General features: G+C 63.4%; 23 protein-coding genes. 14 read left to right on the forward strand and 9 right to left on the reverse strand.

Translation table 11 applies throughout. From position 1 onward, the window contains the following. Positions 1–29: 29 nt before the first annotated feature. From IG197_RS20600 to IG197_RS20635, 8 genes are all read left to right on the forward strand, one after another. Positions 30–2,339: a bifunctional diguanylate cyclase/phosphodiesterase gene (locus IG197_RS20600; protein WP_067958125.1), complete on the forward strand. Its 2,310-nt coding sequence runs from the start codon at positions 30–32 to the stop codon at positions 2,337–2,339. Between the two features lie 156 nt (positions 2,340–2,495). Continuing rightward, positions 2,496–3,275: a hypothetical protein gene (locus tag IG197_RS20605; RefSeq protein WP_067958128.1), complete on the forward strand. Its 780-nt coding sequence runs from the start codon at positions 2,496–2,498 to the stop codon at positions 3,273–3,275. 47 nt (positions 3,276–3,322) lie between these two features. Beyond that, positions 3,323–4,636: an ABC transporter substrate-binding protein gene (locus tag IG197_RS20610; RefSeq protein ID WP_192314657.1), complete on the forward strand. Its 1,314-nt coding sequence runs from the start codon at positions 3,323–3,325 to the stop codon at positions 4,634–4,636. A gap of 448 nt (positions 4,637–5,084) precedes the next feature. Beyond that, positions 5,085–5,333: an aa3-type cytochrome c oxidase subunit IV gene (locus IG197_RS20615; protein ID WP_067958134.1), complete on the forward strand. Its 249-nt coding sequence runs from the start codon at positions 5,085–5,087 to the stop codon at positions 5,331–5,333. 288 nt (positions 5,334–5,621) lie between these two features. After that, entirely contained in the window at positions 5,622–6,983 is a 1,362-nt protein-coding gene (locus IG197_RS20620; RefSeq protein ID WP_192314660.1) for a Re/Si-specific NAD(P)(+) transhydrogenase subunit alpha, read from the forward strand. Then, positions 6,983–7,405, forward strand: coding sequence for a proton-translocating transhydrogenase family protein (locus IG197_RS20625; RefSeq protein ID WP_067958142.1), 423 nt, complete (start codon positions 6,983–6,985; stop codon positions 7,403–7,405). Before IG197_RS20620 ends, IG197_RS20625 begins: the two co-directional genes overlap by 1 nt. Position 7,406: 1 nt before the next feature. Next, entirely contained in the window at positions 7,407–8,804 is a 1,398-nt protein-coding gene (locus tag IG197_RS20630; RefSeq protein WP_192314663.1) for an NAD(P)(+) transhydrogenase (Re/Si-specific) subunit beta, read from the forward strand. A 147-nt stretch (positions 8,805–8,951) separates the two neighbouring features. Then, positions 8,952–10,448: a hypothetical protein gene (locus tag IG197_RS20635; protein WP_192314665.1), complete on the forward strand. Its 1,497-nt coding sequence runs from the start codon at positions 8,952–8,954 to the stop codon at positions 10,446–10,448. A gap of 90 nt (positions 10,449–10,538) precedes the next feature. On the opposite strand, the gene IG197_RS20640 is transcribed toward IG197_RS20635, so the two are convergent. The 5 genes from IG197_RS20640 to rpsU all read right to left on the reverse strand — a co-directional run bounded on the left by IG197_RS20640 (position 10,539) and on the right by rpsU (position 13,755). Continuing rightward, the gene (locus IG197_RS20640) at positions 10,539–11,171 is read right to left on the reverse strand and encodes a LysE family translocator (protein WP_192314668.1); all 633 of its coding nucleotides are present in this window, start codon (positions 11,169–11,171) and stop codon (positions 10,539–10,541) included. Positions 11,172–11,339: 168 nt separating this feature from the next. Further along, entirely contained in the window at positions 11,340–11,816 is a 477-nt protein-coding gene (locus tag IG197_RS20645) for a DUF992 domain-containing protein (RefSeq protein WP_067958149.1), read from the reverse strand. Between the two features lie 68 nt (positions 11,817–11,884). Next, the gene (locus tag IG197_RS20650) at positions 11,885–12,478 is read right to left on the reverse strand and encodes an NAD(P)H-dependent oxidoreductase (RefSeq protein ID WP_192314671.1); all 594 of its coding nucleotides are present in this window, start codon (positions 12,476–12,478) and stop codon (positions 11,885–11,887) included. A 21-nt stretch (positions 12,479–12,499) separates the two neighbouring features. Further along, complete coding sequence (locus IG197_RS20655; protein ID WP_371746472.1) at positions 12,500–13,339, reverse strand: tetratricopeptide repeat protein; 840 nt, start codon at positions 13,337–13,339, stop codon at positions 12,500–12,502. Positions 13,340–13,488: 149 nt separating this feature from the next. After that, on the reverse strand, positions 13,489–13,755 hold the full coding sequence (gene rpsU, locus IG197_RS20660; protein ID WP_067958156.1) for a 30S ribosomal protein S21: 267 nt from the start codon (positions 13,753–13,755) through the stop codon (positions 13,489–13,491). Between the two features lie 239 nt (positions 13,756–13,994). On the opposite strand from rpsU, the gene IG197_RS20665 reads away from it, so the two are divergent. Continuing rightward, positions 13,995–15,179, forward strand: a complete 1,185-nt coding sequence (locus IG197_RS20665; protein WP_192314673.1) for a glycoside hydrolase family 5 protein — start codon at positions 13,995–13,997, stop codon at positions 15,177–15,179. Positions 15,180–15,227: 48 nt separating this feature from the next. Here IG197_RS20665 and IG197_RS20670 read toward each other — a convergent pair whose 3' ends face one another. Beyond that, on the reverse strand, positions 15,228–15,638 hold the full coding sequence (locus IG197_RS20670; protein ID WP_246765206.1) for a DUF2000 domain-containing protein: 411 nt from the start codon (positions 15,636–15,638) through the stop codon (positions 15,228–15,230). A 91-nt stretch (positions 15,639–15,729) separates the two neighbouring features. Between IG197_RS20670 and IG197_RS20675 the strand changes: the two genes are divergently transcribed. Both IG197_RS20675 and IG197_RS20680 read left to right on the forward strand, forming a co-directional pair. Further along, complete coding sequence (locus IG197_RS20675) at positions 15,730–16,557, forward strand: AraC family transcriptional regulator (protein ID WP_210346879.1); 828 nt, start codon at positions 15,730–15,732, stop codon at positions 16,555–16,557. 147 nt (positions 16,558–16,704) lie between these two features. Then, on the forward strand, positions 16,705–17,868 hold the full coding sequence (locus IG197_RS20680) for an MFS transporter (RefSeq protein ID WP_192319894.1): 1,164 nt from the start codon (positions 16,705–16,707) through the stop codon (positions 17,866–17,868). A 28-nt stretch (positions 17,869–17,896) separates the two neighbouring features. On the opposite strand, the gene IG197_RS20685 is transcribed toward IG197_RS20680, so the two are convergent. From IG197_RS20685 to IG197_RS20695, 3 genes are all read right to left on the reverse strand, one after another. Next, positions 17,897–18,769 carry a sigma-70 family RNA polymerase sigma factor gene (locus tag IG197_RS20685; protein WP_192314675.1) on the reverse strand — a complete coding sequence of 291 codons (873 nt, stop codon included), beginning with the start codon at positions 18,767–18,769 and terminating at the stop codon, positions 17,897–17,899. 11 nt (positions 18,770–18,780) lie between these two features. After that, on the reverse strand, positions 18,781–19,407 hold the full coding sequence (locus IG197_RS20690) for a flavodoxin family protein (RefSeq protein ID WP_192314677.1): 627 nt from the start codon (positions 19,405–19,407) through the stop codon (positions 18,781–18,783). Positions 19,408–19,548: 141 nt separating this feature from the next. Next, complete coding sequence (locus tag IG197_RS20695) at positions 19,549–20,307, reverse strand: SDR family oxidoreductase (RefSeq protein WP_192314679.1); 759 nt, start codon at positions 20,305–20,307, stop codon at positions 19,549–19,551. A 319-nt stretch (positions 20,308–20,626) separates the two neighbouring features. Between IG197_RS20695 and IG197_RS20700 the strand changes: the two genes are divergently transcribed. The 3 genes from IG197_RS20700 (at position 20,627) to IG197_RS20710 (ending at position 23,175) form a co-directional block, all read left to right on the forward strand. Further along, positions 20,627–21,415: a HEAT repeat domain-containing protein gene (locus IG197_RS20700; protein WP_192314680.1), complete on the forward strand. Its 789-nt coding sequence runs from the start codon at positions 20,627–20,629 to the stop codon at positions 21,413–21,415. Between the two features lie 72 nt (positions 21,416–21,487). Further along, positions 21,488–22,741 (forward strand): sarcosine oxidase subunit beta, encoded by a 1,254-nt coding sequence (locus IG197_RS20705; RefSeq protein ID WP_192314681.1) that lies wholly within the window; start codon positions 21,488–21,490, stop codon positions 22,739–22,741. Next, positions 22,741–23,175 (forward strand): hypothetical protein, encoded by a 435-nt coding sequence (locus tag IG197_RS20710; protein ID WP_192314684.1) that lies wholly within the window; start codon positions 22,741–22,743, stop codon positions 23,173–23,175. Before IG197_RS20705 ends, IG197_RS20710 begins: the two co-directional genes overlap by 1 nt. Position 23,176: the final 1 nt, after the last annotated feature.

Below are 23,176 nucleotides of genomic sequence, written 5' to 3' on the forward strand. Positions count from 1 at the left end.
CAGTCCTTGGCCTCCCAGGCAGGCCTCGGATGCGCAGAAGAAACAACGAGATACCGGTCGACGTCTACATACCCTTCGTGGAAACGCTTTTCCGCGATGGCGCGACGCTGGCTGTTGGTATGGTTGCGCAGACGGTCCTGATCGGCGTCGTCTGGTGGAAAACCGCTCACCCGCTCTATCTTGTCGTTGCGCTGTTCATGGTGCTCGTCGCCACGTTGCGCATGCGAAACTTCCGCAAATACAACAGCTTACCGGCTGCCACGACGTGGGAAGAAGCGCACAAGCGCGAAAACGACTACATCCTCTATGGCACTCTGCATGGCCTGGCGCTGGGCTCGTTCTGCCTCGCCGGCATTTATTTCGCCTATGATCCTTTCGCCGAAATCGCCTCGGTCTGCGTGACGCTTGCATCGGCCACCTCGATTGCCGGCCGCAATTACGGCTCGCCGCGCATGGTGATGATCTTCACCGTGACAATGACCTGGGCGATCTCGCTCGGCTTTCTGCTGCGTGGCGATTTTTACCACGTCTTCCTGGGCCTGCTGTCGGCGCCGTTCCTCTACGCCATCCGCAAATTCGCCGATACGGTGCGCGACGTGCTGTTCACCGCAGTGTCGGAGGAGAAGAAGGCCAACCGCATCGCCCAGCGCTTCAATCGTGCCCTCAACACCATGTCGCACGGCCTGGTCATGCTCGGCCCCGACGGTCGCGTGGCTGTGGCCAACGCGGAAGCTGCGCATCTGATGTCGGTCAAATCGCCCGAGGCGCTGCTCGGCCGCTCGATCCATGGCCTGCTGATGCGCGGCGTCGCCGGCGGCCAACTCGCGCTCAAGGATTGCCGCTACATCGAGGCACAGCTGACCCGCGCTTTGCGCGAGGGCAGGGACCGCAAGGTCCTGGTCTCGCTCGCCAACGGCCAGTGCCTGGAGTTCTCGGCCCGCGAAGGCAGCCAGGAGCTTGGCGTCATCACCTTCGAGGACGTGACAGCTCGTGTCGCCGCCGAAGAGAAGATCCGTTTCATGGCCCGCTACGATGGCCTGACCGGGCTGCCCAACCGCGCCTATTTCCATGAAGTGGCGGCTGAATGCGTACTCTCCGGCGACCGCGAACGGCTGTGCGCGCTCGCCGTGCTCGACCTTGACGACTTCAAGAGCGTCAATGACACGCTTGGTCATCCTGTCGGCGACGGGCTGATCTACGCCGTCGCCGAGCGGCTGGCAGCGTTTGCCTCCGATGCCGTCAAGGTCAGCCGCTTCGGCGGCGACGAGTTCATGATCTATTTCGACAAGGTCGATGACGAGAGCCATCTCAAGCTGATGCTCGACCGCATGTTCGCCGAATTGCAGGGCGAGGTCGATGTCGCCGGCCATGTGCTGCGCATCCAGGCCAGCGGCGGCGCCGTGCTCGGCAAGGTGCGTGAATCCGATGTCGATGCGATGATCGTCAAGGCCGACCTCGCGCTCTACAAGGCCAAGGAATCCGGCAAGAACAGCTGGCAGCTGTTCGAGGCGGTGATGGACGCCGCCTTCCGCAATCGCCAGCTGATGAAGGCCGATCTGCGCAATGCGGTTGAAGCGCGCGCGCTCCGCGTGGTCTACCAGCCGATCGTTTCGATGAGCACGATGCGTATCGCCAGCTGCGAGGCGTTGTGCCGTTGGGACCATCCAGAGCTTGGCCCGGTCTCGCCGGCAACCTTCATTCCGCTCGCCGAGGAGATGGGCATCATCTCCGACATCAGCACCTTCGTGCTGCAGGCAGCCTGCGCCGAATGCGCCAAGTGGCCGGCGCCGATCGGCGTGTCGGTCAACCTGTCCGCCAAGGACTTCCGCGACCGCGATGTCGTCGAGAAGGTCCGCGGCGCGCTTGTGGCTTCAGGCCTCGCGCCGCATCGTCTCGAAATCGAAGTCACCGAGACGGCGCTGCTCGACGACAAGTCGTCGACGCGCAGCTACATCGAGGAACTCAAGGCACTGGGCGTGCGCATTGCGCTCGACGACTTCGGTACCGGCTATTCCAGCTTGAGCTATCTGCACAAGCTGCCGCTCGACAAGGTCAAGATCGACCGCAGCTTCCTTGCCGATGTCGCGCAGAACCCGCGCTCGCTGAAGCTGCTGAAAGGCATCGTCGACCTGTCACGGCCGCTCGGCCTGTCGGTCACCGTCGAGGGCGTCGAGACCTTCGAACAGCTCAAGATCCTCGCTGTCGAGGTCCACCCCGACCTCGTCCAGGGCTTCCTGTTCGGTTCGGCGCTGTCGTCGTCCGGCATTGAAACCATGTCCAACACCGTCTGGCCCTTTGCCAAGGACATCGGTCTCGCACGCATTTCAGCCCGTCGATAAAGTAAGCGAAAGGGCAGGTCGCGCAACTGGCAAAAACGCTTGTTTTTCCATTAATTGTTAACCTTAATGGAAGGTAAATAGGAACATTTTGAATTTTATCTTTACATCAAACCGGCCTCCGCTACCCTTCGATTGGGCGGAAGTACGGGGAATACCATGACGATCCATCAAGCGACGTCCGGCGGCGACGCCGACGTCAAGAGTGGCAGTGTGTCCGGTGAAGGCTCGAGTTTCGCGAGCCATGTTTCAAGTCTGCTCGAGCGGGCCGAATACCGGCGCTGCGACAAGGGCGAAGACCTCGAAGACATCTATCGCCTCCGCTACAAGTCGTACCGTCTGAGCGACATGGTGTCGGAAAATCCCGACCACACCATCCATGATGATCTCGACGATGCCGAGAACTGCTACAAATTCGGCATCTACATCGATGGTCAACTGGTCAGCACGCTGCGCATCCATCATGCCTGTCGCGACACGCCGGCGTCGCCGTCGACGACCGTCTATGGCGATATCCTGCGCCCCCAGCTGGCGGCCGGCGCCAACTTCGTCGATCCCAGCCGCTTCGCTGCAGATCCGGACTGGTCGCGTGTCTATCCTCAGATACCTTATCTCACGCTGCGCCTGGCCGGCATGGCCTGCTTCTATTTCGACGCGCCTTACTGCCTGTCGACCATTCGTCCCGAGCATGCCGGCTTCTACCGCCGCATCTACAAGTCGGAGCAGATCGGCGAGTTGCGCGATTATCCCGGCCTCAACTACCAGGTCGTGCTCTATCGCGCCGACGTCAACAGCATCCGCGAGCGCTCGTTCCAGCGTTTCCCATTCTTCAAGTCGACGCCGATGGAACAAAGGTTGATGTTCAGCAGGCAGCCGATGGGCGAGCTCGCGCCGCTGACCATCCTGCCGACGGCAAAATATTTTCGCGAAGCCGCCTGAGCTTCGCGTAAGGTCGGCGGCAATGTGATCCGGAATCCGCGGGAACAATGACGACGCCGACCACAAAACACCTGTTGCGGGCCGCATTGCTGCTCGGGATGATCCTGCCCGCTCCGGTGCTGGCTGCTGGAGACACGCTCACCGTCGCCAATATGACCTTTCGCACCGGCCCTTTCGCCGATGCCGGTACTCCGCTGATGGACGGCCAGCGCGACTACATGCTGATGCTCAACGAGCGCGACGGCGGTATCAACGGCATCAGGCTGAACTACGACGAGTGCGAGACCGGCTTCAGCGTCGACAAGGCTCTGGAGTGCTACGACAAGGCCAAGGCGTCGAGCCTTGTCACCCAGCCCTGGTCGCCCGCGATCACTCTTGAGTTGCTGCCCAAGGCCAGCGTCGACAAGGCACCTGTGCTCGCGCCGGGATACGGCTTTTCGGCCATGGCAGACGGCAAGCGTTTTCCCTGGGCCTTCAATCCTCCGGTCAGCTACTGGGACGGCGCCTCGATGATGCTCAAGGGCATATCGGGCGACGACCTCGACAATCTGCGTGGCAAGAAGATCGCGCTTTTGCATCTCGACGGTCCTTATGGCGAGGAGCCGATCCCGCTGTTGCAGGCATATGCCGACAGTTTTGACTTCACGCTGCTGCCCGTGCCTGTGGCGGCCAAGGAGATGCAGAGCCAGTCGGCGCAATGGGCGAAGATCAAGGCCGAGCGCCCGGATTTTGTGCTCTTGTGGGGCTGGGGCGCGATGAATGCGGGTGCCTTGGCCGAGGCGGTTAGATCGGGCTTTGCGATGGACAGGCTCGTCGGCATCTGGTGGTCGGCGCATGACGACGACCTGAAGGCTGTGGGCGAGGCGGCCAAGGGCTATCGCGCCCTGTCGTGGAACCTGCCCGCGCCGGATGCCGAGGTGATCAAGGACATCCGCAAATATGTCATCGATGCCGGCAAGTCGCAGACGCCTGCCGAGGCGCCCGACAAGCTGTTCTACCAGCGCGGCGTCATGATCTCGATGCTGTCGGCCGAGGCGATAAAGGCGGCCCAGGAGCACTTCGACAAAAGGCTGATCAGCGGCGAACAGATGCGCTGGGGGCTGGAGAACCTCAAGATCGACGATGCCAGGCTGGCAGCCCTCGGCATGTCAGGCATGATCGGCCCGTTCGCGACGACTTGCGCCAACCATGCCGGCAATGGCAGCGCCTGGTTTTTGCAGTGGGACGGCAACCGCTTCGTCAAGGCATCGCACCCGCTGACCGCCGATGCCAAGATGATCGCCCCGCTGGTCGATCAGGAAGCCAACAAGTTCGCCACGTCGCATGCGCCATGGTCGCTCAACGAGGCTTGCAAGAACTAGCATCATTGTCCCCCTTGGCCAGTAATCGGCGCGGCTCTCGCTGTGGCGGCGTGCCCTTGCCTGATCATGCTGAACTCATTCTCGCCCTCATCCACCGCCAGTGCGGAGCCCGGCGCACCCAGGTAGTCGGAAGGCTTCCGGTCTGAACCGCCGCAACCTGAACCCGCCCCAGCCTGACCAGTCGCGAACCAGGTCCGCTAGGCTTTCATTCGCATCTGGACGGCACCTCCGCACTGCCAGCCACCCTGCTTTTCAAAACCCGCCACCATTCCGGCATCGCAATATCAGTCATCGCTTTCGCAACAAACGCTTGCGTTTGATCAAATGAGCATTTATTTCCCCGTTGGGGATTGATAATCTTGTCGCAGCCAAAGGGGCAATCTTTCCATTGCCCTGCAGCGCGCATTTAGGTATGTGCCCTTGAACTCGTTTTCCGGAGGGGACTCTCATGGCTGATACCACGCCGACCGGCCCGATCGAACTTGGCGCGCAGATGGATTACGCCGAGCACGAGAAAACCTATTCGATGTTCATTATGCTGTCCAAATACGGCACGCTGTTCTGCGTGGCGCTGATGATCGCCATGGCCTTCGGCTTCTTTACGCCGGCCGGCTTCTTCTCCAGCCTCGTGCTGTTTCTGATCATCTGCGGCGTCGGCGGCTATCTGCTGCGCGACGTGCCGACCCATATCCGCTGATTGATTTCCGGCAGCCGCCGGGTTCCCGCGCCGGTTCCTGTCACGGCCAATTTCCGGTCGAAGCTGAACCGACGATCTTCCTGCGAAGGGCGTGGACCAAAAGCGGCTGCACGCAATAACCTTGCCGGCGAAGCGCCCGGCAGGGCATGGTCCTGATAAGTTTTTGGTGCGGGTGCGTCGGCGGTCTTTTCGTCACTAGCCCAGTCGATTTCGTTGGTAAGGCGCCGACGCGTCTGTGTGCGTCCGGCACTTTACGTTTGGTAAGGTTCCAGCCGAAAGGACGTCACGGTGGGCCAGACGATATTCATACCCAGAGAGTTGGATGCGATTGAGAGCCGTGTGGGGGCTTCACCGGATACGGTGAAACGCCTGGTGGGTCTTGGCTTCGAGGTTGTTGTCGAGACGGGTGCAGGCACCTTGTCGCGCATTCCCGATGCCGATTATGCGGCGGTCGGGGCTGTCATCGGCAAGGCCGGTGATGCCGCCAAGGCCGATGTGGTGCTCAAGGTGCGCCGTCCCTCGGAGGCCGAGGTCAAGGGCTACAAGCCGGGCGCTGCCGTGCTTGCCACCATGGATCCTTATGGCAACGAGGCCGGTGTGGCGGCGATGGCCAAGGCGGGGGTGACGGCGTTTGCCATGGAGTTCATGCCGCGCATCACCCGAGCCCAGGTGATGGACGTGTTGTCGTCGCAGGCAAATCTCGCCGGCTATCAGGCGGTCATCGACGGTGCTGCCGAATATGACCGGGCGCTGCCGATGATGATGACGGCAGCCGGCACGGTTCCTGCTGCCAAGGTGTTCATCATGGGCGTCGGCGTTGCCGGCCTGCAGGCGATCGCCACCGCACGCCGCATGGGCGCGATCGTGACGGCCACCGACGTGCGTCCGGCTGTCAAGGAGCAGGTCGCCTCGCTCGGCGCCAAGTTCCTCGCCGTCGAGGACGAGGAGTTCAAGGCAGCGGAGACCGCCGGCGGCTACGCCAAGGAGATGTCCAAGGAGTATCAGGCCAAGCAGGCGGCCTTGACCGCCGAGCACATCGCCAAGCAGGACATCGTCATCACCACCGCCCTGATCCCGGGCCGTCCGGCGCCGAAGCTGGTGTCGGCCCAGATGGTCGCCTCGATGAAGCCGGGTTCGGTGCTTGTCGACCTCGCCGTCGAGCGCGGCGGCAATGTCGAGGGTGCGGTGCCGGGCAAGGTCGTCACGTCAGCCAATGGGGCAAAGATCGTCGGCCATCTCAACGTGCCGGGCCGGGTCGCTGCCTCCGCCTCGCTGCTTTACGCCAAGAACCTGTTCGCCTTCCTCGAGACCATGGTCGACAAGACCACCAAGCAGATCGCCATCAACCGCGACGACGAGCTGGTCAAGGCAACCATGCTGACCGATGGCGGCAAGGTGGTGCATCCGAACTTCGCCAATGCGGCAGCGGCTGCGGCTGCGGACAAGCCCAAGCCGATCGTGGCCGGCCAGAACCGCGGTGACGACCCGGCGAGCGACGGTGCAGCACCTGCCAAGGCAACGGCGAAGAAGCCGGCCGCCGCCAAAGCAGACAAACCGGCGGCTGCGAAAAAGCCCGCTGCCCAAAAAGCCACTGCCAAGAAGTCGGCGCCAAGCGCCGGCACGAAGACATCATCTGAGGGAGACGCGTGATGGAAGGTCTTCAGAAAGCCCTCGACCAGCTCGACCAGGCGGTTGCCGCCGTCCGGCTCGGCGTCCAGGATCTCGCCACATCTGAAGGTGCGGCCGAAGCTGCCGGCAATGCGGCACATGCCGTCACCGGCGGGGCGGTCGACCCGTTCGTGTTCCGCTTCGCCATCTTCGTTTTGGCGATCTTCGTCGGCTACTACGTCGTCTGGTCGGTGACGCCGGCGCTGCACACGCCGCTGATGGCCGTCACCAACGCCATCTCCTCGGTCATCGTCGTCGGTGCGCTGCTGGCCGTCGGCATCGCCGCTTCCGGCCTTGCCACCGGCTTCGGCTTCGTCGCCCTGGTGCTGGCCTCGGTCAACATCTTCGGCGGCTTCCTCGTCACCCAGCGCATGCTGGCGATGTACAAGAAGAAGGACAAGTGACGTGACCCTGAACCTTGCTTCCTTCCTCTATCTCGTCTCCGGCATCCTGTTCATCCTGGCGCTGCGCGGCCTGTCGCATCCGACCACCAGCCGCAAGGGCAACACCTACGGCATGATCGGCATGGGCATCGCCATCGTGACCACGCTGGCGCTGGCCAAGCCCTCTGCCGGCGGCCTCGGGCTGATCGTGCTCGGCCTCGTCATCGGCGGCGGTGTCGGTGCGGTCACCGCCCGGCGCATCGCCATGACCTCGATGCCGCAGCTGGTCGCTGCCTTCCACAGCCTCGTCGGTCTGGCCGCCGTGATGGTCGCCGCTGCCGCGATCTATGCGCCGGAAAGCTTCGGCATCGGTGCCGTCGGCGCCATCCACGGCCAGGCGCTTGTCGAGATGAGCCTTGGCGTTGCCATCGGCGCCATCACGTTTACCGGCTCGGTCATCGCCTTCCTCAAGCTCGACGGCCGCATGTCGGGCAAACCGATCATGCTGCCGGCCCGCCACCTGATCAACGCTGCCCTCGGCATCGGCCTGGTCGTGCTGATCGTGCTGTTGGTCACCACCCAGTCGACGACCATCTTCTGGCTGATCGTGGCACTGTCGCTTGTGCTCGGCGTGCTCCTGATCATCCCGATCGGCGGCGCCGACATGCCTGTCGTGGTGTCGATGCTGAACTCCTATTCGGGCTGGGCAGCAGCGGCACTCGGCTTCACGCTGGGCAATCTCGCGCTGATCATCACCGGTGCGCTGGTCGGCTCGTCCGGTGCGATCCTGTCCTACATCATGTGCAAGGGCATGAACCGCTCGTTCATCTCGGTCATTCTTGGCGGCTTCGGCGGCGAGACGGCGGCAGCTGTCGACGACGGCATCCAGCGCACGGTCAAGACAGGTGCCGCTGACGACGCCGCCTATCTGATGATGAACGCCCAGAAGGTCATCATCGTGCCGGGCTACGGCATGGCCGTGGCCCAGGCCCAGCATGCGCTGCGCGAGATGGCCGACAAGCTCAAGGCCAATGGCGTGGAAGTCAAATACGCCATCCACCCGGTCGCCGGCCGCATGCCCGGTCACATGAACGTGCTGCTTGCCGAGGCCAACGTGCCCTATGACGAGGTCTTCGAGCTCGAAGACATCAACTCGGAGTTCTCGCAGGCCGACGTCGCTTATGTCATCGGCGCCAACGACGTCACCAACCCGTCGGCACGTGACGACAAGAGCTCGCCGATCTATGGCATGCCGATCCTCGACGTCGACAAGGCCCGCACCTGCCTGTTCGTCAAGCGCAGCCTCGGCTCCGGCTATGCCGGCATCGACAACACGCTGTTCTACAAGGACGGCACCATGATGCTGCTCGGCGACGCCAAGAAGATGACCGAAGAAATCGTCAAGGCCATGGATCACTGAGACAACACATCAGCCCATCCACACCCTGACAAACAAAAGCCCGGCAACGCCCGGGCTTCTTTGTTGCCTTGAACTGGCATAGGCTGCCCCTGTTTCTGAACAGTCTGCTTGCTGAATAGTCTTCGCTCTTGTCAGGGGGGATTTGCGATGAATGTCAGCCCCGCACCAATACGGCCTGCGGCCAAGGACAATGCGCGCCAGGCCGTGGTCATCGTCCACGGCATGGGCGAGCAGCGGCCGATGGATACAATCCGCAGCTTCGTCAGTGCTGTCTGGAGTTCCGATCTCAGTCGGACGGAAGGCAAGTTCGGTGCGCGCAAGCCGGATCCCGACGGTGATGGCCTGATCAACAAGAGCTGGGTCCACCCTGACCGGCGCGCGCGGTCCTACGAGCTGCGCCGCATCACCACGCCCGATGACGTCGACGGACGGCGGACCGAGTTCTACGAGCTCTACTGGTCCGACATTACTCAGGGCACCACCGTCCAGCGCCTTGTGGCCTGGGTGAAGGGCCTTTTGCTGCGAAAGTGGTCGGATGTGCCCGTCGATGCACGGCGGCTCTACATCGCCGCCTGGGCGGTCACTGCGCTGATCGCTACGCTGCTCATCGTTCCCAACCTGATCGAGTGGTTCGGGCTGGGCAAGGTGCTCTTCCCCGGCTGGGTCTGGAGCATCGCTGCCGTGGCCGTCGGCTGGCTGGTCAGCCAGTTCCTGGTGCCCTATTTCGGCGACGTCGCCATCTATGTCCGGGCCGAGCCCGACACCATCGTCAAGCGAACAGAGGTGCGGGAGAGGGGATTGGCGCTGCTGCGCGGGCTGAACGACGACCCGGCCTATGACCGCATCGTCGTTGTCGCCCACAGCCTGGGCACCATCGTCGCCTACGACATATTGCAGCTGTTGTGGGCCGAACGCGCGCCGAGCGGCCGCAACAGGCGCAGCGAGCCGGAGCTGCTCAAGGCGTTCCGCGCTGTCGGCAAGAAGGCGCTGCCCATCGACAGCGCCGGGCGCGCCAAGGTCACGATGGATGCCGCAGAGCTGGCTGAGTTTCGCGGCCTGCAATGGCAGCTCTATCGGCAGCTGAGCACCGCACCGTCCGACAAGCTCGACAGCTGGAAGGTCAGCGATTTCGTCACCTTCGGCAGCCCGCTCACCCATGCCGAGTTCCTCGTTACGCACAATGCGGCCGACTTCGCCAAGGCGGTCGACGAGCGGCTGCTGTCGACATGCCCGCCAGTGTCGGAGGGCAAGAACCCCAACATCCTCTACCCCTCGCGGTCGCCTAGATACCCACACCACGCTGCGGTCTTTTCCGCGACGCGCTGGACCAACATCCACGACAAGGGCAATGGCTGGCTGACCGGCGATCCGATCTCCGGACCGCTGGTCGAAAATTTCGGCCCCGGCATCCTCAACATCCAGGTCAGCCTGACCTGGGCGCTCGGCCGTATCTTCACCCACACCAATTACTGGTCGACGGCGGCCGAGGGCTGGGAGGTGCTGCCTTCTGGTGAGCGCGGCCCGCGTAGCCATCTCGACGTGCTGCGCGACGCCGTCGATCTCGGCCGCAAGGCGGACCCCGATCCGCCTGCGCCGAAGCCCGCCGCGCGCCGACGCATCAAGCCGGCTGGTCCGGCAGTCTAGAGCGTTTCCGCTATTCTTCGAATCGCGGATCTCTTTTTTGTTGGCGCAATTCCGGACGGAGAACCGCCACACACTTTTCCTGGAGTTGCTCTAGCGCTGGGCTTCGGTTGCCATCTTCACGGCCATACCGGCCAGCACCGTGCCCATCAGCCAGCGTTGCACTGCGACCCAGCCGGGGTTGCTGGCGAGGAAGGTGGAGATCGAGCCGGCGGAGATGGCGATGAGTGCGTTGACCGTAATGCTGATCGAGATCTGGATCGTGCCGAGTACCAGAAGCTGGGTCAGCACGCTGCCGTCGGCCGGATCGATGAACTGCGGCAGCAGCGACAGATAGAGCACGGCGACCTTGGGGTTCAGCAGATTGGTGAGAAAGCCCATGGCAAACAGCTTGCGCGGCGTGTCCTTGGGCAGCTGCCGCACCTGGAAGGGCGAACGTCCACCCGGGCGAAGGGCCTGCCAGGCGAGCCAGAGCAGGTAGGCGGCGCCGGCGAAGCGGATGGCGTCATAGGCGTAAGGAACGGCGAATATCAGCGCCGTGATGCCGAAGGCCGCGCACAGCATGTAGACGATGAAACCGAGCGCCACCCCGCCGAGCGAGATCAGGCCGGCCCTGGGGCCCTGGCTCAGCGAACGCGACACCAGGTAGATCATGTTGGGGCCCGGTGTCAGCACCATGCCAAGGGCAATGGCAGCAAATGCGATCAGGCTGGCTGTCTCGGGCATGCTCATTCCCTCCGCGCTGGATCTCCAGTTGGGCGCAGAAATGCCCGGAAATCTCGAACCGGGAAAGAGGGCAAGTGCGACCGAACGATTGCGGCAGATGCCGCGTCATCGGCACAAAAATGCCGGAGCGCTGTTTGCACCCCGGCACTTTGAAACGGTGACTGCAGCTTACTTGAGAGGTGCGGTCAGCTGCAGCGCGCCGATCGCCACGGCGGCGTTGAGGCCGGTCTGGTTGGTCAGGCTGACCGGCTGCAGCGCGATCGAGCGGCCCGAGCCGCCGACGAGCACGTTGGCGCCGAGGCCGACGGCGACCGTCGCTTCGGCTGTCGCGCCGAGATAGTTGCCGGCGAGGCCGCCCGGGTCATAGACGTCGCGACTCGGCGCCAGTACCAACCATTCCAGCGCGCCGCCGGTAGTAGTGCCGATGTCGACGCCGTATTTGTTGATGCGGCCGGAATAGATCTCCTGGGCGCGGTTGCCGAAGGCTGGCGTAAACGTGCACTGCATGTCCTTGCTCGAGCCGATGACAAAGCCGGTGCCGCCGTTGACGGTGCAGCTGAGCATGCCGAGCTTGGCGCCGAACTGCGCGTGTGCGGGTGCCGCAAAGGGCACCAGGGCAAGGGCAAGGATGGCGAGCTTTTTCATTGGGGGAATCCTTTCAGGCATGAAGCGATATCAACCGCATAGCCGCCGAAAGGTTCCCTCAGGCGCGGCTAGCCGATCTCACGCAATCGCCGGCGAATCTCGCCAGCGAATCGCATCACGCGCTCCGGCTGCGGCTTTTCTGCGGCATAAAACGACAGCATAGCGAAGCGGGCCTTCGGCGCACAAGCCTTGAATACACCCCATTTCAGGATGCGGCGCACCGGACGGCGCATGAGCAGCCGGTCAATCCACCACGGGCTGCCGAGTGTGGTGATGACAATGACATGGCGGAGCTCGCCGAGCAGCGGCTTGATCGGGCCGAAATCGCTGCCGTGATCAAAGGCGATGCCAGGGGCGAACACCCGGTCGACCCAGCCCTTCAGCATCGCCGGCAGGCCGAACCACCAGGTCGGGAACACCAGCACCAGCACCTCGGCCTCGCGCAGGGTTTTTGGGTGGGCGTCGAGTGCCGATGCGTCGAAGCGCTCGCCATAATAGGAGCTACGCTCGGCGGGTGTCAGGCGCGGATCGTAAGCTGTGCGGTAGAGGTCGAGCAGCTCGACCTGATGGCCGGCGCCGGTGAGCTCGGCGATTGCCGTCTCTGCGAAATGTCGGTTCAGGCTGTCGGGCAGCGGATGCGACAGCACGACGAGGCAGTTCACGGCAATGCCTCGTCGCGAAGGTCAGGCGCCGCCGCGCGTGCGGGCGAGGCCGTCGACAGCAGGCTTGTAGTTGGGATCGAGGCGCACTGCCTCGGCATAAGCCTTGGCGGCCTTGGCCTTGTCGCCACGACGCTCGTAGATCAGCGCCTGGTTGGCCCAGCTTTCAGCGATCTTGCCGTCGAGCTTGATTGCCATATTGAAGTCGGCGAAGGCGTTGTCGTCGTCGCCGGTGGCGAGATAGGACAGGCCGCGGCCGTTATACGGCTCGGCTGCGTCAGGCGACAGTGAGATCGCTTTGGAGAAATCCTCGAGCGCAAAGGCGTGCTGGCCCTGCTGCTGATAGATCAGGCCGCGATTGTGGTAGGCGCGCGGGTCGGTGGTGTCGAGCTCGATCGCCTTCTGGAAATCGTTGAAGGCGTCCTGGGTGCGGCCCGCCTTGCGGTAGAGATTGCCGCGGCCGATATAGGCAGCGTCATAGGAGGCGTTGAGCTGGATCGCCTTGTTGTAGTCGGCCAGCGCCGAGGCCTGGTTGCCCATGAAGCGGTAGATCAGCGCCCTGTTCGAGTAGGCCTGGTAGAAGTTCGGGTTGAGCTGCAGTGCCCGGTCGAAATCCTGCAGTGCCTCGCGGTATTTGCCGCCGCGGCCATAAGCCGAGCCGCGCACATTGTAGGCTTCGGGGTCGTTGGGATTGCTGGAGATGACGGCACTCAGCGACGAGATGTTCTCGCTCGAACCCTGCATCGTGTCGATGCGGGTCAGCTCGCCGGCCGGGCCGGACGACTGGCAGCCGGCAACGGCCATGGATACCAGCACCAAAGCTGTCATGGCGCCGCCGCGCAGCAGGGAGTTGCGGTTGCTCATGACTGCATTCATCGCTGCGTGTCCCTCGCTTGCGCCTCTACGGCTTGAGCGCCGCGTCCGGTGACGTCCGGACAAAACAAAAAGGTGGCGGCGATTTTTGGTCGCCCCACCTTGTCGTTATCCTTCGAAAAGGACCAAAGATTGGCAGATCAACGTGCCGGACGTGCGCCAGCGCCTGCACCAGCGGCAGCAGCCGGGCGCGGCGTGCTGGGCAGCAGGCCTTCGCGCTGGGCGCGCTTGCGGGCCAGCTTGCGGGCGCGGCGAACGGCTTCAGCCTTTTCGCGAGCACGCTTTTCAGAAGGCTTCTCGTAGTGACCGCGCATCTTCATTTCACGGAAGATGCCTTCGCGCTGCATTTTCTTCTTCAGCGCGCGAAGCGCCTGGTCAACATTGTTATCGCGGACGAGTACCTGCACGTGTGATCCTGTCTTTCGGGTTCGTAATCTGGAGGCTACGGCAATAGCCACAACGCCTCCACGATGGGTTCCACCGGGAATTGTTGGCGGCAGATAGCAGAATCAGCCCTGCTTGTCCACTGCAAAGGCCGCACTTCCTGCGGTCTGTGCGAAAAGTGGCGCTGCACTGTGCCCACTTCCGCCGCATTCCTTGTCAAGGAAGCCACTCTCATTTCCAGTTCCCATAGGCAAGCCCCTCCATGCGTTCACTGATTTTCGCCCTGGCGCTCACTGCCGCCATTCCGGAGGCGCACGCGGCCGATCTCATCGGCTTCTGGGACAAGCCGCAGCATGGCGGCAACAGCTTCAACCGCCTGCCGCCGGATCAGGCCTATTTCGATGCGCTGCGCGGCTATGGCGCCACCTGGGTGCGCCTGTCCTATGACAAGTGGAAGCCGGAGAAGCGCGACTTCCTGATCGGCACCGCCGACAAGTATGACGGCCTTGTCGCCTCCGACGTGAAGACGCTGAAGCGAGTGCTCGACCGCGCCGACAAGGCCGGCCTCAAGGTTGTCATCGCACCGCTATCGCTTCCCGGCATGCGCTGGGCCCAGAACAACGACAGGAAGTTCGACGGCCGCCTGTGGGCCGACAAGGATTACTGGACCCAGGCCGCCGCCTTCTGGCGCGACGTGGCGCGCGAACTCAAGGACCATCCGGCCGTCGCTGCCTACAACATCGTCAACGAGCCGACGCCGGAAAAGGAAGGGGGGCTCGCCGAGCACGCCAACATCGCCGAGATGCGCGCCTGGTACACCAACAATGCCGGCAGCTCGCGTGATCTCAGGGCCTTCTACGACACGGTCATCGCGGCGATCCGCGAAGTCGATCCTGCGACCCCCATCATGGTCGACGCCGGCTGGTATGCCGCGGCCGACGCCTTCTCTTATTGGCCGGCGGGCCTCGCCGATCAGCGCGTCCTTTACTCTTTCCACATGTACGAGCCTTATGCCGCGACCAGCGCGCCCAACATGAAGCGCGACAAGCCCTACGCCTATCCGGGCAAGGTGCCTTACGGCAACGGCGAGGAGAGATGGGATGCCGAGCGCGTCCGCGCCTATCTCGACCAGCCGGTCGAGTGGGCGGACAGCCGCGGCATCGCGCGCAACCGCGTCGTCGCCGGCGAGTTCGGCTGCATGCGCCGCCTGCCGTTCTGCAAGCAGTATCTCGAGGACGTGCTGACCAACCTCGACGAGGACAAGCTGCACTGGGCCTTCTACAGCTTCCGCGAAGACGCCTGGGACGGCATGGACTACGAGCTTGGCTCGGGCAAGGTGAACTGGAAATATTGGGAAGCGCAGGAGAATAACGAGCCCGATCCGGTCAAGCGCAAGTCGACGTCTGAGTTCGAACCGATCTCCAAGCGCTTGGCGGCGGGCAAGTAATCGTTATTGGCGCAATTCCGGACGGACCACACTTTCCCCGGAACTGCGCTACGCCAAAAACTTCAGTCCGTTGACGATCTTGTCGACGAGCTTGCGGTCGCCATGCAGGCCGAGCCCGACGATGTCGAGCCCGGCGGCAGGCGTTGCCGCCACCGAGGCGCGGTTGTCGGCGTCGTTGTTCGTTACGAACAGCGGCCGCGTGTAGATCGAAAACGCCATGCCGCGCGAACGGGCCCGCTCGAAGGTTCGCCGTATCGTCTGGCTGTCCGCGCCATAGACGAAGACCGGTTCGCGGATCATCGCGAGATAAAAATTGTCGTCATTGTCCTTATAGGGCTCGCCTGCCATTTCGGGATAACCGTGCATCAGCCCGCCGGTCAGGAATGCCGAGACATTCACCTTCTGCCAGGGCGCGAGTTCGTCGAGGAGGATGAGAGCGGTCTTGGTCGGGTACATCATGACCCAAGGCTAGCCGCGTCCGGCGTAAGGGTCTTGAACGTTTGTGCGAGCGCCACGACATTGCGGATTCAGCCAGCGCGGACCCCGCATGATGTCTCCCGCATCAATGACCGAAGACTTCATCGCCACCGACGAGCCGGTCCACGGGCTGCAGCGTCTGGTCGCGCGCTTCGGTGGCCACGCCTACGATCCGCATCGCCACGAAACCTATGCCGTCGGCCACACGCTTTGGGGCGCGCAGGCCTTCCGTTATCGTGGCAGCGACCGGATCAGCGTCCGGGACGAATGCATAGTCATCCATCCCGATGAGGTGCATGACGGCCATGCCGGTGTGCCCGAGGGCTTTTCCTACCGCATGCTCTACATCGAGCCGTGGCTCGTCTGTCGGGCGCTGGGCCGCGACCGCCTGTTGCCCTTCGTGCCCGAAGTGGTCGAGCGCGATGCCGCACTTGCCGCTCTGATCGACGATGCCTTCGCCGATTTCCCCTATCCGATGGAGCCGCTGCAGGCTGATGCCTTCATATCCGATGTCGCAGCACACCTCGCCCGGCGCAGCGATGACGCCGGGCTGCAGCGCGTGGCGGCACTGCCCGTCGACGAGGTCGCCGTAGCACGCTCGTTCCTGACCGAAGAGTTCGACCGGCAGGTGACGTCTTGCGATCTCGAACGCATCACCGGCCTTGACCGTTTCGAACTTTCCCGCGCCTTCCGCCGCTTGATCGGCACCTCACCGCACCGCTATCTCGTCGGGCGCAGGCTGGCGCACGCCCGCTCCCGCATGGCCGCGGGCGAGGGGTTGGCCGAGGCTGCGGCGGCCTCGGGTTTTGCCGACCAGAGCCACATGACGCGTCATTTCCGCGCCCGTTTCGGCATCACGCCGGGGCGTTTTGCTACGCTGGCCAGTGCATCCCAAGCGTGACAACTGGCCCCCACAGTACCGCATCGTGCACCATGAAAGCTCGGCCGGGCAGGTCTATTGCAACCTGTCCCTTGAAATGCGCCCGGAGTTAATGCCGTGACCGATACCGCCATATCAGCCCGCTCGTCGTCCGCCGATGGTACGGTGATGGCAATTCTTCTCGCGGTCAGCTTCAGCCATTTCCTCAACGACGTCATGCAGTCGCTGATCTCGTCGCTCTATCCGATGCTGAAGGACGACTATAAGCTCGACTTCTGGCAGATCGGCCTTCTGACCACGACCTTCCAGGTCACCGCGTCGCTGCTGCAGCCGGTCATCGGCATGTACACCGACAAGAAGCCGCTGCCATTCTCGCTGCCCATTGGCATGTGCCTGACGCTGATCGGCCTGGTGACGCTGGCTTTCGCGCACAGTTATTCGATGCTGCTCGTCGGCTCGGCCTTCGTCGGACTGGGCTCGGCGATCTTCCATCCCGAATCGTCACGCGTCGCGCGTCTCGCCTCCGGCGGCCGCTTCGGCCTCGCCCAGTCGCTCTTCCAGGTCGGCGGCAATTTCGGTTCGGCGCTCGGGCCGTTGCTGGCCGCCTTTATTGTCGTGCCCCTGGGGCAGGGCGGCATTGCCTGGTTCTCGATCGCTGCCATGGTCGGCATCGTCGTGCTCATCCGTGTCAGCGTCTGGTACAGCCGCCACATCGTCAGTTCCGCCAAGCGCGCGGCGCCGACCTTATTCAACCCGCTGCCGCGCAAGAAAGTCATCTCGGCGCTCGTCGTGCTGGCCATCCTGGTCTGCTCCAAGCAGGCCTACACGGCCAGCCTGTCGAGCTACTACACCTTTTATGTCATCGAGCGCTTCGGCGTGTCGGTGCAGGAATCGCAGTATCTGCTGTTTCTGTTCCTCGGCGCGGCGGCACTCGGCACCTTCCTCGGCGGCCCGATCGGCGATCGCTTCGGCGCCAAGACGGTGATCTGGTTCTCGATTCTCGGCGTTTTGCCGTTCACGCTGATGCTGCCTTATGCCGACCTGTTCTGGACCAAGGTGCTGACCGTGCTGATCGGCCTGATCCTGGCCTCGGCCTTCTCGGCCATCGTTGTCTTCGCCCAGGAGCTGGTGCCCGGCCGCGTCGGTCTCATCGCCGGCATCTTCTTCGGCTTCGCCTTCGGCATCGGCGGCATCGCCGCCGCGGTCCTCGGCGTGATCGCCGATTCACACGGCATCGAGTATGTCTTCAAGCTCTGCTCGTTCCTGCCGATGCTGGGCCTGCTGACGATCTTCCTGCCCAACATGAAGGCGGCGCGTCTCGGCGCGGCCTGAGCCTCGTCGCCAGGAGCGTGATATCAGGTCACGCTCCGCCGATCGCCGGAACGTTGCGCAGCTTGTCGGGATTGCGCGTCACGTAGATCGCAATCACCTTTCCGTCCCCGATGTTGAGCGCCGTCGTCTGGACCGTCGTTTCCTCTTCCAGGGTGACGAACCCCGGCAAACCATCGATGATCGCATAACGGATCAGCCGTGACGGACGCAGGGCAAACAGGCGTGCAAGGCTGGCGTGGCGTGCCATGACGGCAGCGATCCCGACCAACGGCTGGGACGGGGCCGCAACCCGGCCACCACCATCGGCATAGGTAACGACATCCTCGGCGAGCATCGAACGCAAGGCTGCGAGATCGCCCGTCCTCGATGCATCGAAAAAGGCTGCGGCAAAGCGCAGGCCTTCCTCTTTCGGAACGGCAAAACGCGGCCTGGCGTCATGGATATGCGCCCGCGCCCGACTGGCGAGCTTGCGGCATGTCGTGGCTTCGCGGCCGATGGCTTCCGCTACCGCCTCGAATTTCAGCCCGAACACGTCGTGCAGCAGAAACGCCGCCCGCTCCAAAGGCGACAGGCGCTCCAGCGCGATCATCAGGGGCAGCGTTATGTCGTCGGCAGCCTCGCCGTCCTCGGGGTCGAAGATCGGGTCCGGCAACCAGGGGCCGACATAGGTCTCACGCAGCCTTCGGCTCGATTTGAGTTCGTTGAGGCACAGGCGCGTAACGATGGTGCGCAGATAGGCAGCCGGCGCCTCCACCATGCTGCGGTCGGCGGCGAGCCAACGCAGCCAGGCGTCGTGGACGACGTCCTCCGCATCGGCTGTCGATCCCAGCATGCGATAGGCAAGCCGGACTAGGCCCGGCCGCTGCTCGGTGAAGGTCGAGGTCAACGAAATCTCGTTCATCGCACGCCAGACTAGGCCGGCAGCAAGGCGGCGTCACGCCCGCGCGCAAACTGAAGTGCTGCCTCGGCGACGCGCTTGCCGAGGTGACGGGCAGTGGCGAGATCGGATTCGGGCGGCGCCGTGTCGGGCCCCTCGTCGGTGTTCGACTGGGCTGCGGCTCCAAGCCAGAACCCGAGCCGATTGAGGTCGGCTTCCGAGCCCTGAGCAGAGCTGTTGGCCGGCGGCAGGTCGAGATTGATCCAGTGCATGCCGTGCTGCGCCGCAAACAGCGTGAGTTGGATCAGCGTGGCGAGCTTGTCGCCGGACCGGGCGCCCGAGTTTGTAAATCCGGCCGCGAGCTTGTCCTTCCACAGATAGCCCTTTGCCATCACCGACCGTGAGCTTGCCTCGGCAAAGCTTTTGAACGCCGCCGAGGCAGCGCCCATGTAGGTCGGCGTGCCGAAGATGATCGCTTGCGCCGCCTCGAGGTCGTCCCAGTGCCGATCGACTTCTTCAACCGGCAGCAGCAGCGCCTCCACGCCCTCGACTTTACGCACGCCGGCCTCAATTGCTTCTGCCTGACGCCGCGTGTGGCCGAAGCCGCTGTGAAAGACGATCGCGATGCTAGTCGAGGTTCGGGTGGTGGTCACATTGTCCATGGTCATATCCTCTGCCGGAGCTGTTACTGAAGACATGACAAGGCACGGTCGCAGAACGTGACATGCCGGGAGCTTTTGCGCTCCCGGCGTCATCGCTGTGAGTGCCCAGGCCTCGCCTGGGCACAGCCCGGGCGGGCCTGATCAGAGCCGGTTGATCGACACCCCGCCGTCGGCGAGCAGGGCTGCGCCCGTGGTGAAGCTCGAGGCTTCCGAAGCGAGATAGAGCGCTGAGCGGGCGATCTCTTCGGGCTGTGCGATGCGCTTCAGTGCGTGTAGGCCCTCGACGAAGGCGCGCTCGTCGGCGGTCTTGAACGTCGCCATTGGCGTGTCAGTGCCGCCCGGCAAAAGTGCGTTGACTCGGATGCCCTGCGAGCCGTACTCCGCCGCCAGCACCTGCGTCAGGCCGATAAGCCCTGCCTTGCTCGCGGCATAGGCCGCCATGCCCGGCATGCCGGCGGTGTAGCCGACGAAGGTCGAGGTGAAGATCAGCGAGCCGCCACCGCGCTCCAGCATCGCCGGGATCTGGTACTTGGCGCCGAGATAGGCACTGGTCAGGTTGGTCTCCATCACCTCTGTCCAGCTTGCCAGTTCCAGCCCGGTGATCGGACCCATCTCGCCGACGAGGCCGACATTGTTGAAGGCGATGTCGAGGCCGCCGAACTGCGCCTCTGCCTTCTCGACCAGGGCGCGGGCAAAGGCCTCGTCCCTGACGTCGCCGGCAAGTGCTACCGCCTGGCCGCCGTCGGCGCAGATTTCCCTGGCGAGCGCTTCCAAGGCGGCGGCGCCACGCGCTGCAAGCACCACACGCGCGCCTTGCCGCGCAAACAGCGTCGCCGTCGCGCGGCCGATGCCCGAGCTTGCTCCGGTGACGATTGCGGTTTTTCCATTCAGATCGAACATGTCTGCTCCTGTGGGCGTTTCGGCCGGAGGCATCCGGCTCTGACCCACAGGTCGCAATTCGGTGCTCGACGGGCCACCCGATACGTGCGGCGTGAAGCGGCGGTGAAACCGCTGTCGCCAACAGAGGCGCGAACGGTAGGCGCCGTCGCACGCGGCTGTCGGCCTGGTGATGGCGTTGAACACTCTGACGGAAGCTTGGCCGACACGACTTCGGCACTGTTTCTCCAACGCTTGACCTGATGAAGGGCGGTCTCTACGTTCCGATCGTCAAGACTTTGCGGGTGGATGCGCCACCCATTCAAATATGACCCCCCAAGAAATGATTGAGATTTTGCTCGACGCCGAGTCGCGGGACCCGAACATATTGGGCGAGTTGCTCTGGGACGCCTACGGCCAGTTCGACAAAGGCTTCCCGATCGATAATCTGCGCCCACTGCTGAGCTCACCGTCCGAGAAGGTGCTTGGCCTCGGCGCATTTCTGGCGAACGAGCTTGGATGGCGCGCGAGGGCGATGATACCGGAGCTTGCGGAACTCATGGGTTCTTCGAACGCGGGTATCCGCTTCAATGCGATTGGCGCCTTGACTGACTGTACGACGGAAGAGCACGGCGAGATTTTGGGCAAACTTCTTCAGTGCTTGGAGGATCCTGACAGCGGTGTGCGCTGGCGTGTGATTGAGTTCATTCGTCTGTCTGGTTCAGGGCAATTTGCCATGGCAATCAGAAACGCTGCATCGCAGCGGCCAAACTCGATCTACACCGAGCTCGATCTGTCGTTCCGCTATTCGAGGGCGGTGACCGAAACAATGGTGCGGCAACTGGCGAGCCATTCCCATCCTGGGTTACGTCTGTTCGCGGCGGGGCTGGCCTTGAGGCCGCGCAAGATCATAGATGAGAATCTTGCCAAGATCGTCCTGGAAGCCGGCGAGCCGGAGCCATGCGGTCTGATCTCCCGAGCTTTTCAATTGCACGCTGTGCCCACCAGTGCCGAGTTCGGGCGAGTGGAGAATTCGCAAATGAAAGACTCCAGCACCTCCGGAGTTTTTCGGGGTGATGGGCATTTGAAGAAGCGTGGCGCAAAACGGCAGGCCCCGTCGCAAACAGTCTAAGGCTGGTCGTCGGATTTCGCTAGTGCTACACCTCGCGCTCCCAAGCTTCCGGCATCAGCGAGGCCCTGAAAAATGCGGAAATATTCGGTTTTTGCCATAGCCCGTGAGGCGATGCGGGGACACAAGGGCTGGGAGGAACAGTGGTCCTCGCCTGAGCCGAAAAGCGAATACGACGTCATCATCGTCGGTGCCGGTGGCCATGGCCTGGCAACCGCCTATTATCTCGCCAAGGAGCACGGCATCACCAATGTCGCGGTGCTTGAAAAGGGCTGGCTCGGTGGTGGCAACACCGGCCGCAACACCACCATCATCCGCTCGAACTACCTCTATGACGAATCGGCCGGCATCTACGACCATGCGCTGAAGCTGTGGGACGGGCTCAGCCAGGACCTCAACTACAACGTCATGTATTCGGCGCGCGGCGTGATGATGCTGGCGCACAACGTCCATGACGTGCAGGTGCTGAAGCGCCATGTCCACGCCAACCGGCTGAACGGCATCGACAATGAATGGCTGACGCCGGAGCAGGCCAAGGAGTTCTGTCCGCCGCTCAACATCTCGGCCTCGGCGCGTTATCCCGTCGTTGGCGCCGCCTTGCAGCGCCGCGGCGGTACCGCTCGGCACGACGCGGTTGCCTGGGGCTATGCCCGCGGCGCCTCCGATCGCGGCGTCCACATCATCCAGAATTGCGAAGTGACGGGCGTGCGCCGTACGCCCGACGGCCGCGTCTCGGGCGTCGAGACCTCGAAGGGCTTCATCGGCGCCAAGAAGGTCGGCGTCGTTGCCGCAGGGCACACCTCGGTCATCATGAACATGGCCGGCGTGCGCATGCCGCTCGAAAGCTACCCGCTGCAGGCGCTGGTATCGGAGCCGGTCAAGCCGGTATTCCCGTGCGTTGTCATGTCCAACACGGTACATGCCTACATCTCGCAGTCCGACAAGGGCGAGCTGGTCATCGGCGCCGGCACCGACCAGTACATTTCCTATTCGCAGACCGGCGGCCTGCACATCATCAACCACACGCTCGATGCGATCTGCGAGATGTTCCCGATGTTCACGCGCATGAAGATGCTGCGTTCGTGGGGCGGCATCGTCGATGTCACGCCGGACCGTTCGCCGATCCTGGCCAAGACGCCGGTGCCGGGGCTCTACGTCAATTGCGGCTGGGGCACGGGTGGTTTCAAGGCGACGCCGGGCTCGGGCAACGTCTTTGCCCACACCATTGCCCGCGACGAGCCGCACCCGATCAATGCGCCCTTCACCATCGAGCGCTTCCGCACCGGCCGTCTCATCGACGAGGCGGCAGCCGCAGCCGTCGCGCACTGATGACAACGCTCGCCGCCACCATAGCGGCCGTGGCCGCGCCCTTCGTCCTTGCCGACGAAAAGGGCATGCTGCACGTACCTGACGCCAGCGAGGTCCGGCTGCAGACGATCAGCCGCAGCGACAACGAGGCGGAGTGGCCGTTTTCGGTCGCCTCGGGCCTGCTTGCGTGTGTGTGGAGTGGCGGGCGCCGGGTCGTTTCTTTCATCGACACGCCTGACGATCCCGATGATGAGCACGTTGCGCCGCCTGGGCGCCACGTCATCGTCTCGGCCAACCCGTTCGAGCTTACCTTCCTCAACATCTCAAGCCGCGACCTGTTCCTGCCGGCCGACAACGTCGAGACGCTGATCAAGCGCGTCGCTCCGTTCGAGGCCTTGGGGCGGCGGCTCTGCGACCAGCCGCAAGGCACCATTGTCGGCCCCGGCGAACTCTAGG

It is taken from the genome of Aminobacter sp. SR38 (genome assembly GCF_014843375.1).
GTDB lineage: Bacteria > Pseudomonadota > Alphaproteobacteria > Rhizobiales > Rhizobiaceae > Aminobacter > Aminobacter ciceronei.

Excerpts from the sequence above, each read along its gene's own strand:
- IG197_RS20600 (WP_067958125.1), top strand. The coding sequence starts at position 30 with ATGCGCAGAAGAAACAACGAGATACCGGTCGACGTCTACATACCCTTC.
- IG197_RS20605 (WP_067958128.1), top strand. The coding sequence starts at position 2,496 with ATGACGATCCATCAAGCGACGTCCGGCGGCGACGCCGACGTCAAGAGT.
- IG197_RS20610 (WP_192314657.1), top strand. The coding sequence starts at position 3,323 with ATGACGACGCCGACCACAAAACACCTGTTGCGGGCCGCATTGCTGCTC.
- IG197_RS20615 (WP_067958134.1), top strand. The coding sequence starts at position 5,085 with ATGGCTGATACCACGCCGACCGGCCCGATCGAACTTGGCGCGCAGATG.
- IG197_RS20625 (WP_067958142.1), top strand. The coding sequence starts at position 6,983 with ATGGAAGGTCTTCAGAAAGCCCTCGACCAGCTCGACCAGGCGGTTGCC.
- IG197_RS20635 (WP_192314665.1), top strand. The coding sequence starts at position 8,952 with ATGAATGTCAGCCCCGCACCAATACGGCCTGCGGCCAAGGACAATGCG.
- IG197_RS20640 (WP_192314668.1), bottom strand. The coding sequence starts at position 11,171 with ATGCCCGAGACAGCCAGCCTGATCGCATTTGCTGCCATTGCCCTTGGC.
- IG197_RS20645 (WP_067958149.1), bottom strand. The coding sequence starts at position 11,816 with ATGAAAAAGCTCGCCATCCTTGCCCTTGCCCTGGTGCCCTTTGCGGCA.
- IG197_RS20655 (WP_371746472.1), bottom strand. The coding sequence starts at position 13,339 with ATGAGCAACCGCAACTCCCTGCTGCGCGGCGGCGCCATGACAGCTTTG.
- IG197_RS20665 (WP_192314673.1), top strand. The coding sequence starts at position 13,995 with ATGCGTTCACTGATTTTCGCCCTGGCGCTCACTGCCGCCATTCCGGAG.
- IG197_RS20670 (WP_246765206.1), bottom strand. The coding sequence starts at position 15,638 with ATGATGTACCCGACCAAGACCGCTCTCATCCTCCTCGACGAACTCGCG.
- IG197_RS20675 (WP_210346879.1), top strand. The coding sequence starts at position 15,730 with ATGTCTCCCGCATCAATGACCGAAGACTTCATCGCCACCGACGAGCCG.
- IG197_RS20680 (WP_192319894.1), top strand. The coding sequence starts at position 16,705 with ATGGCAATTCTTCTCGCGGTCAGCTTCAGCCATTTCCTCAACGACGTC.
- IG197_RS20685 (WP_192314675.1), bottom strand. The coding sequence starts at position 18,769 with ATGAACGAGATTTCGTTGACCTCGACCTTCACCGAGCAGCGGCCGGGC.
- IG197_RS20690 (WP_192314677.1), bottom strand. The coding sequence starts at position 19,407 with ATGGACAATGTGACCACCACCCGAACCTCGACTAGCATCGCGATCGTC.
- IG197_RS20695 (WP_192314679.1), bottom strand. The coding sequence starts at position 20,307 with ATGTTCGATCTGAATGGAAAAACCGCAATCGTCACCGGAGCAAGCTCG.
- IG197_RS20700 (WP_192314680.1), top strand. The coding sequence starts at position 20,627 with ATGATTGAGATTTTGCTCGACGCCGAGTCGCGGGACCCGAACATATTG.
- IG197_RS20705 (WP_192314681.1), top strand. The coding sequence starts at position 21,488 with ATGCGGAAATATTCGGTTTTTGCCATAGCCCGTGAGGCGATGCGGGGA.
- IG197_RS20710 (WP_192314684.1), top strand. The coding sequence starts at position 22,741 with ATGACAACGCTCGCCGCCACCATAGCGGCCGTGGCCGCGCCCTTCGTC.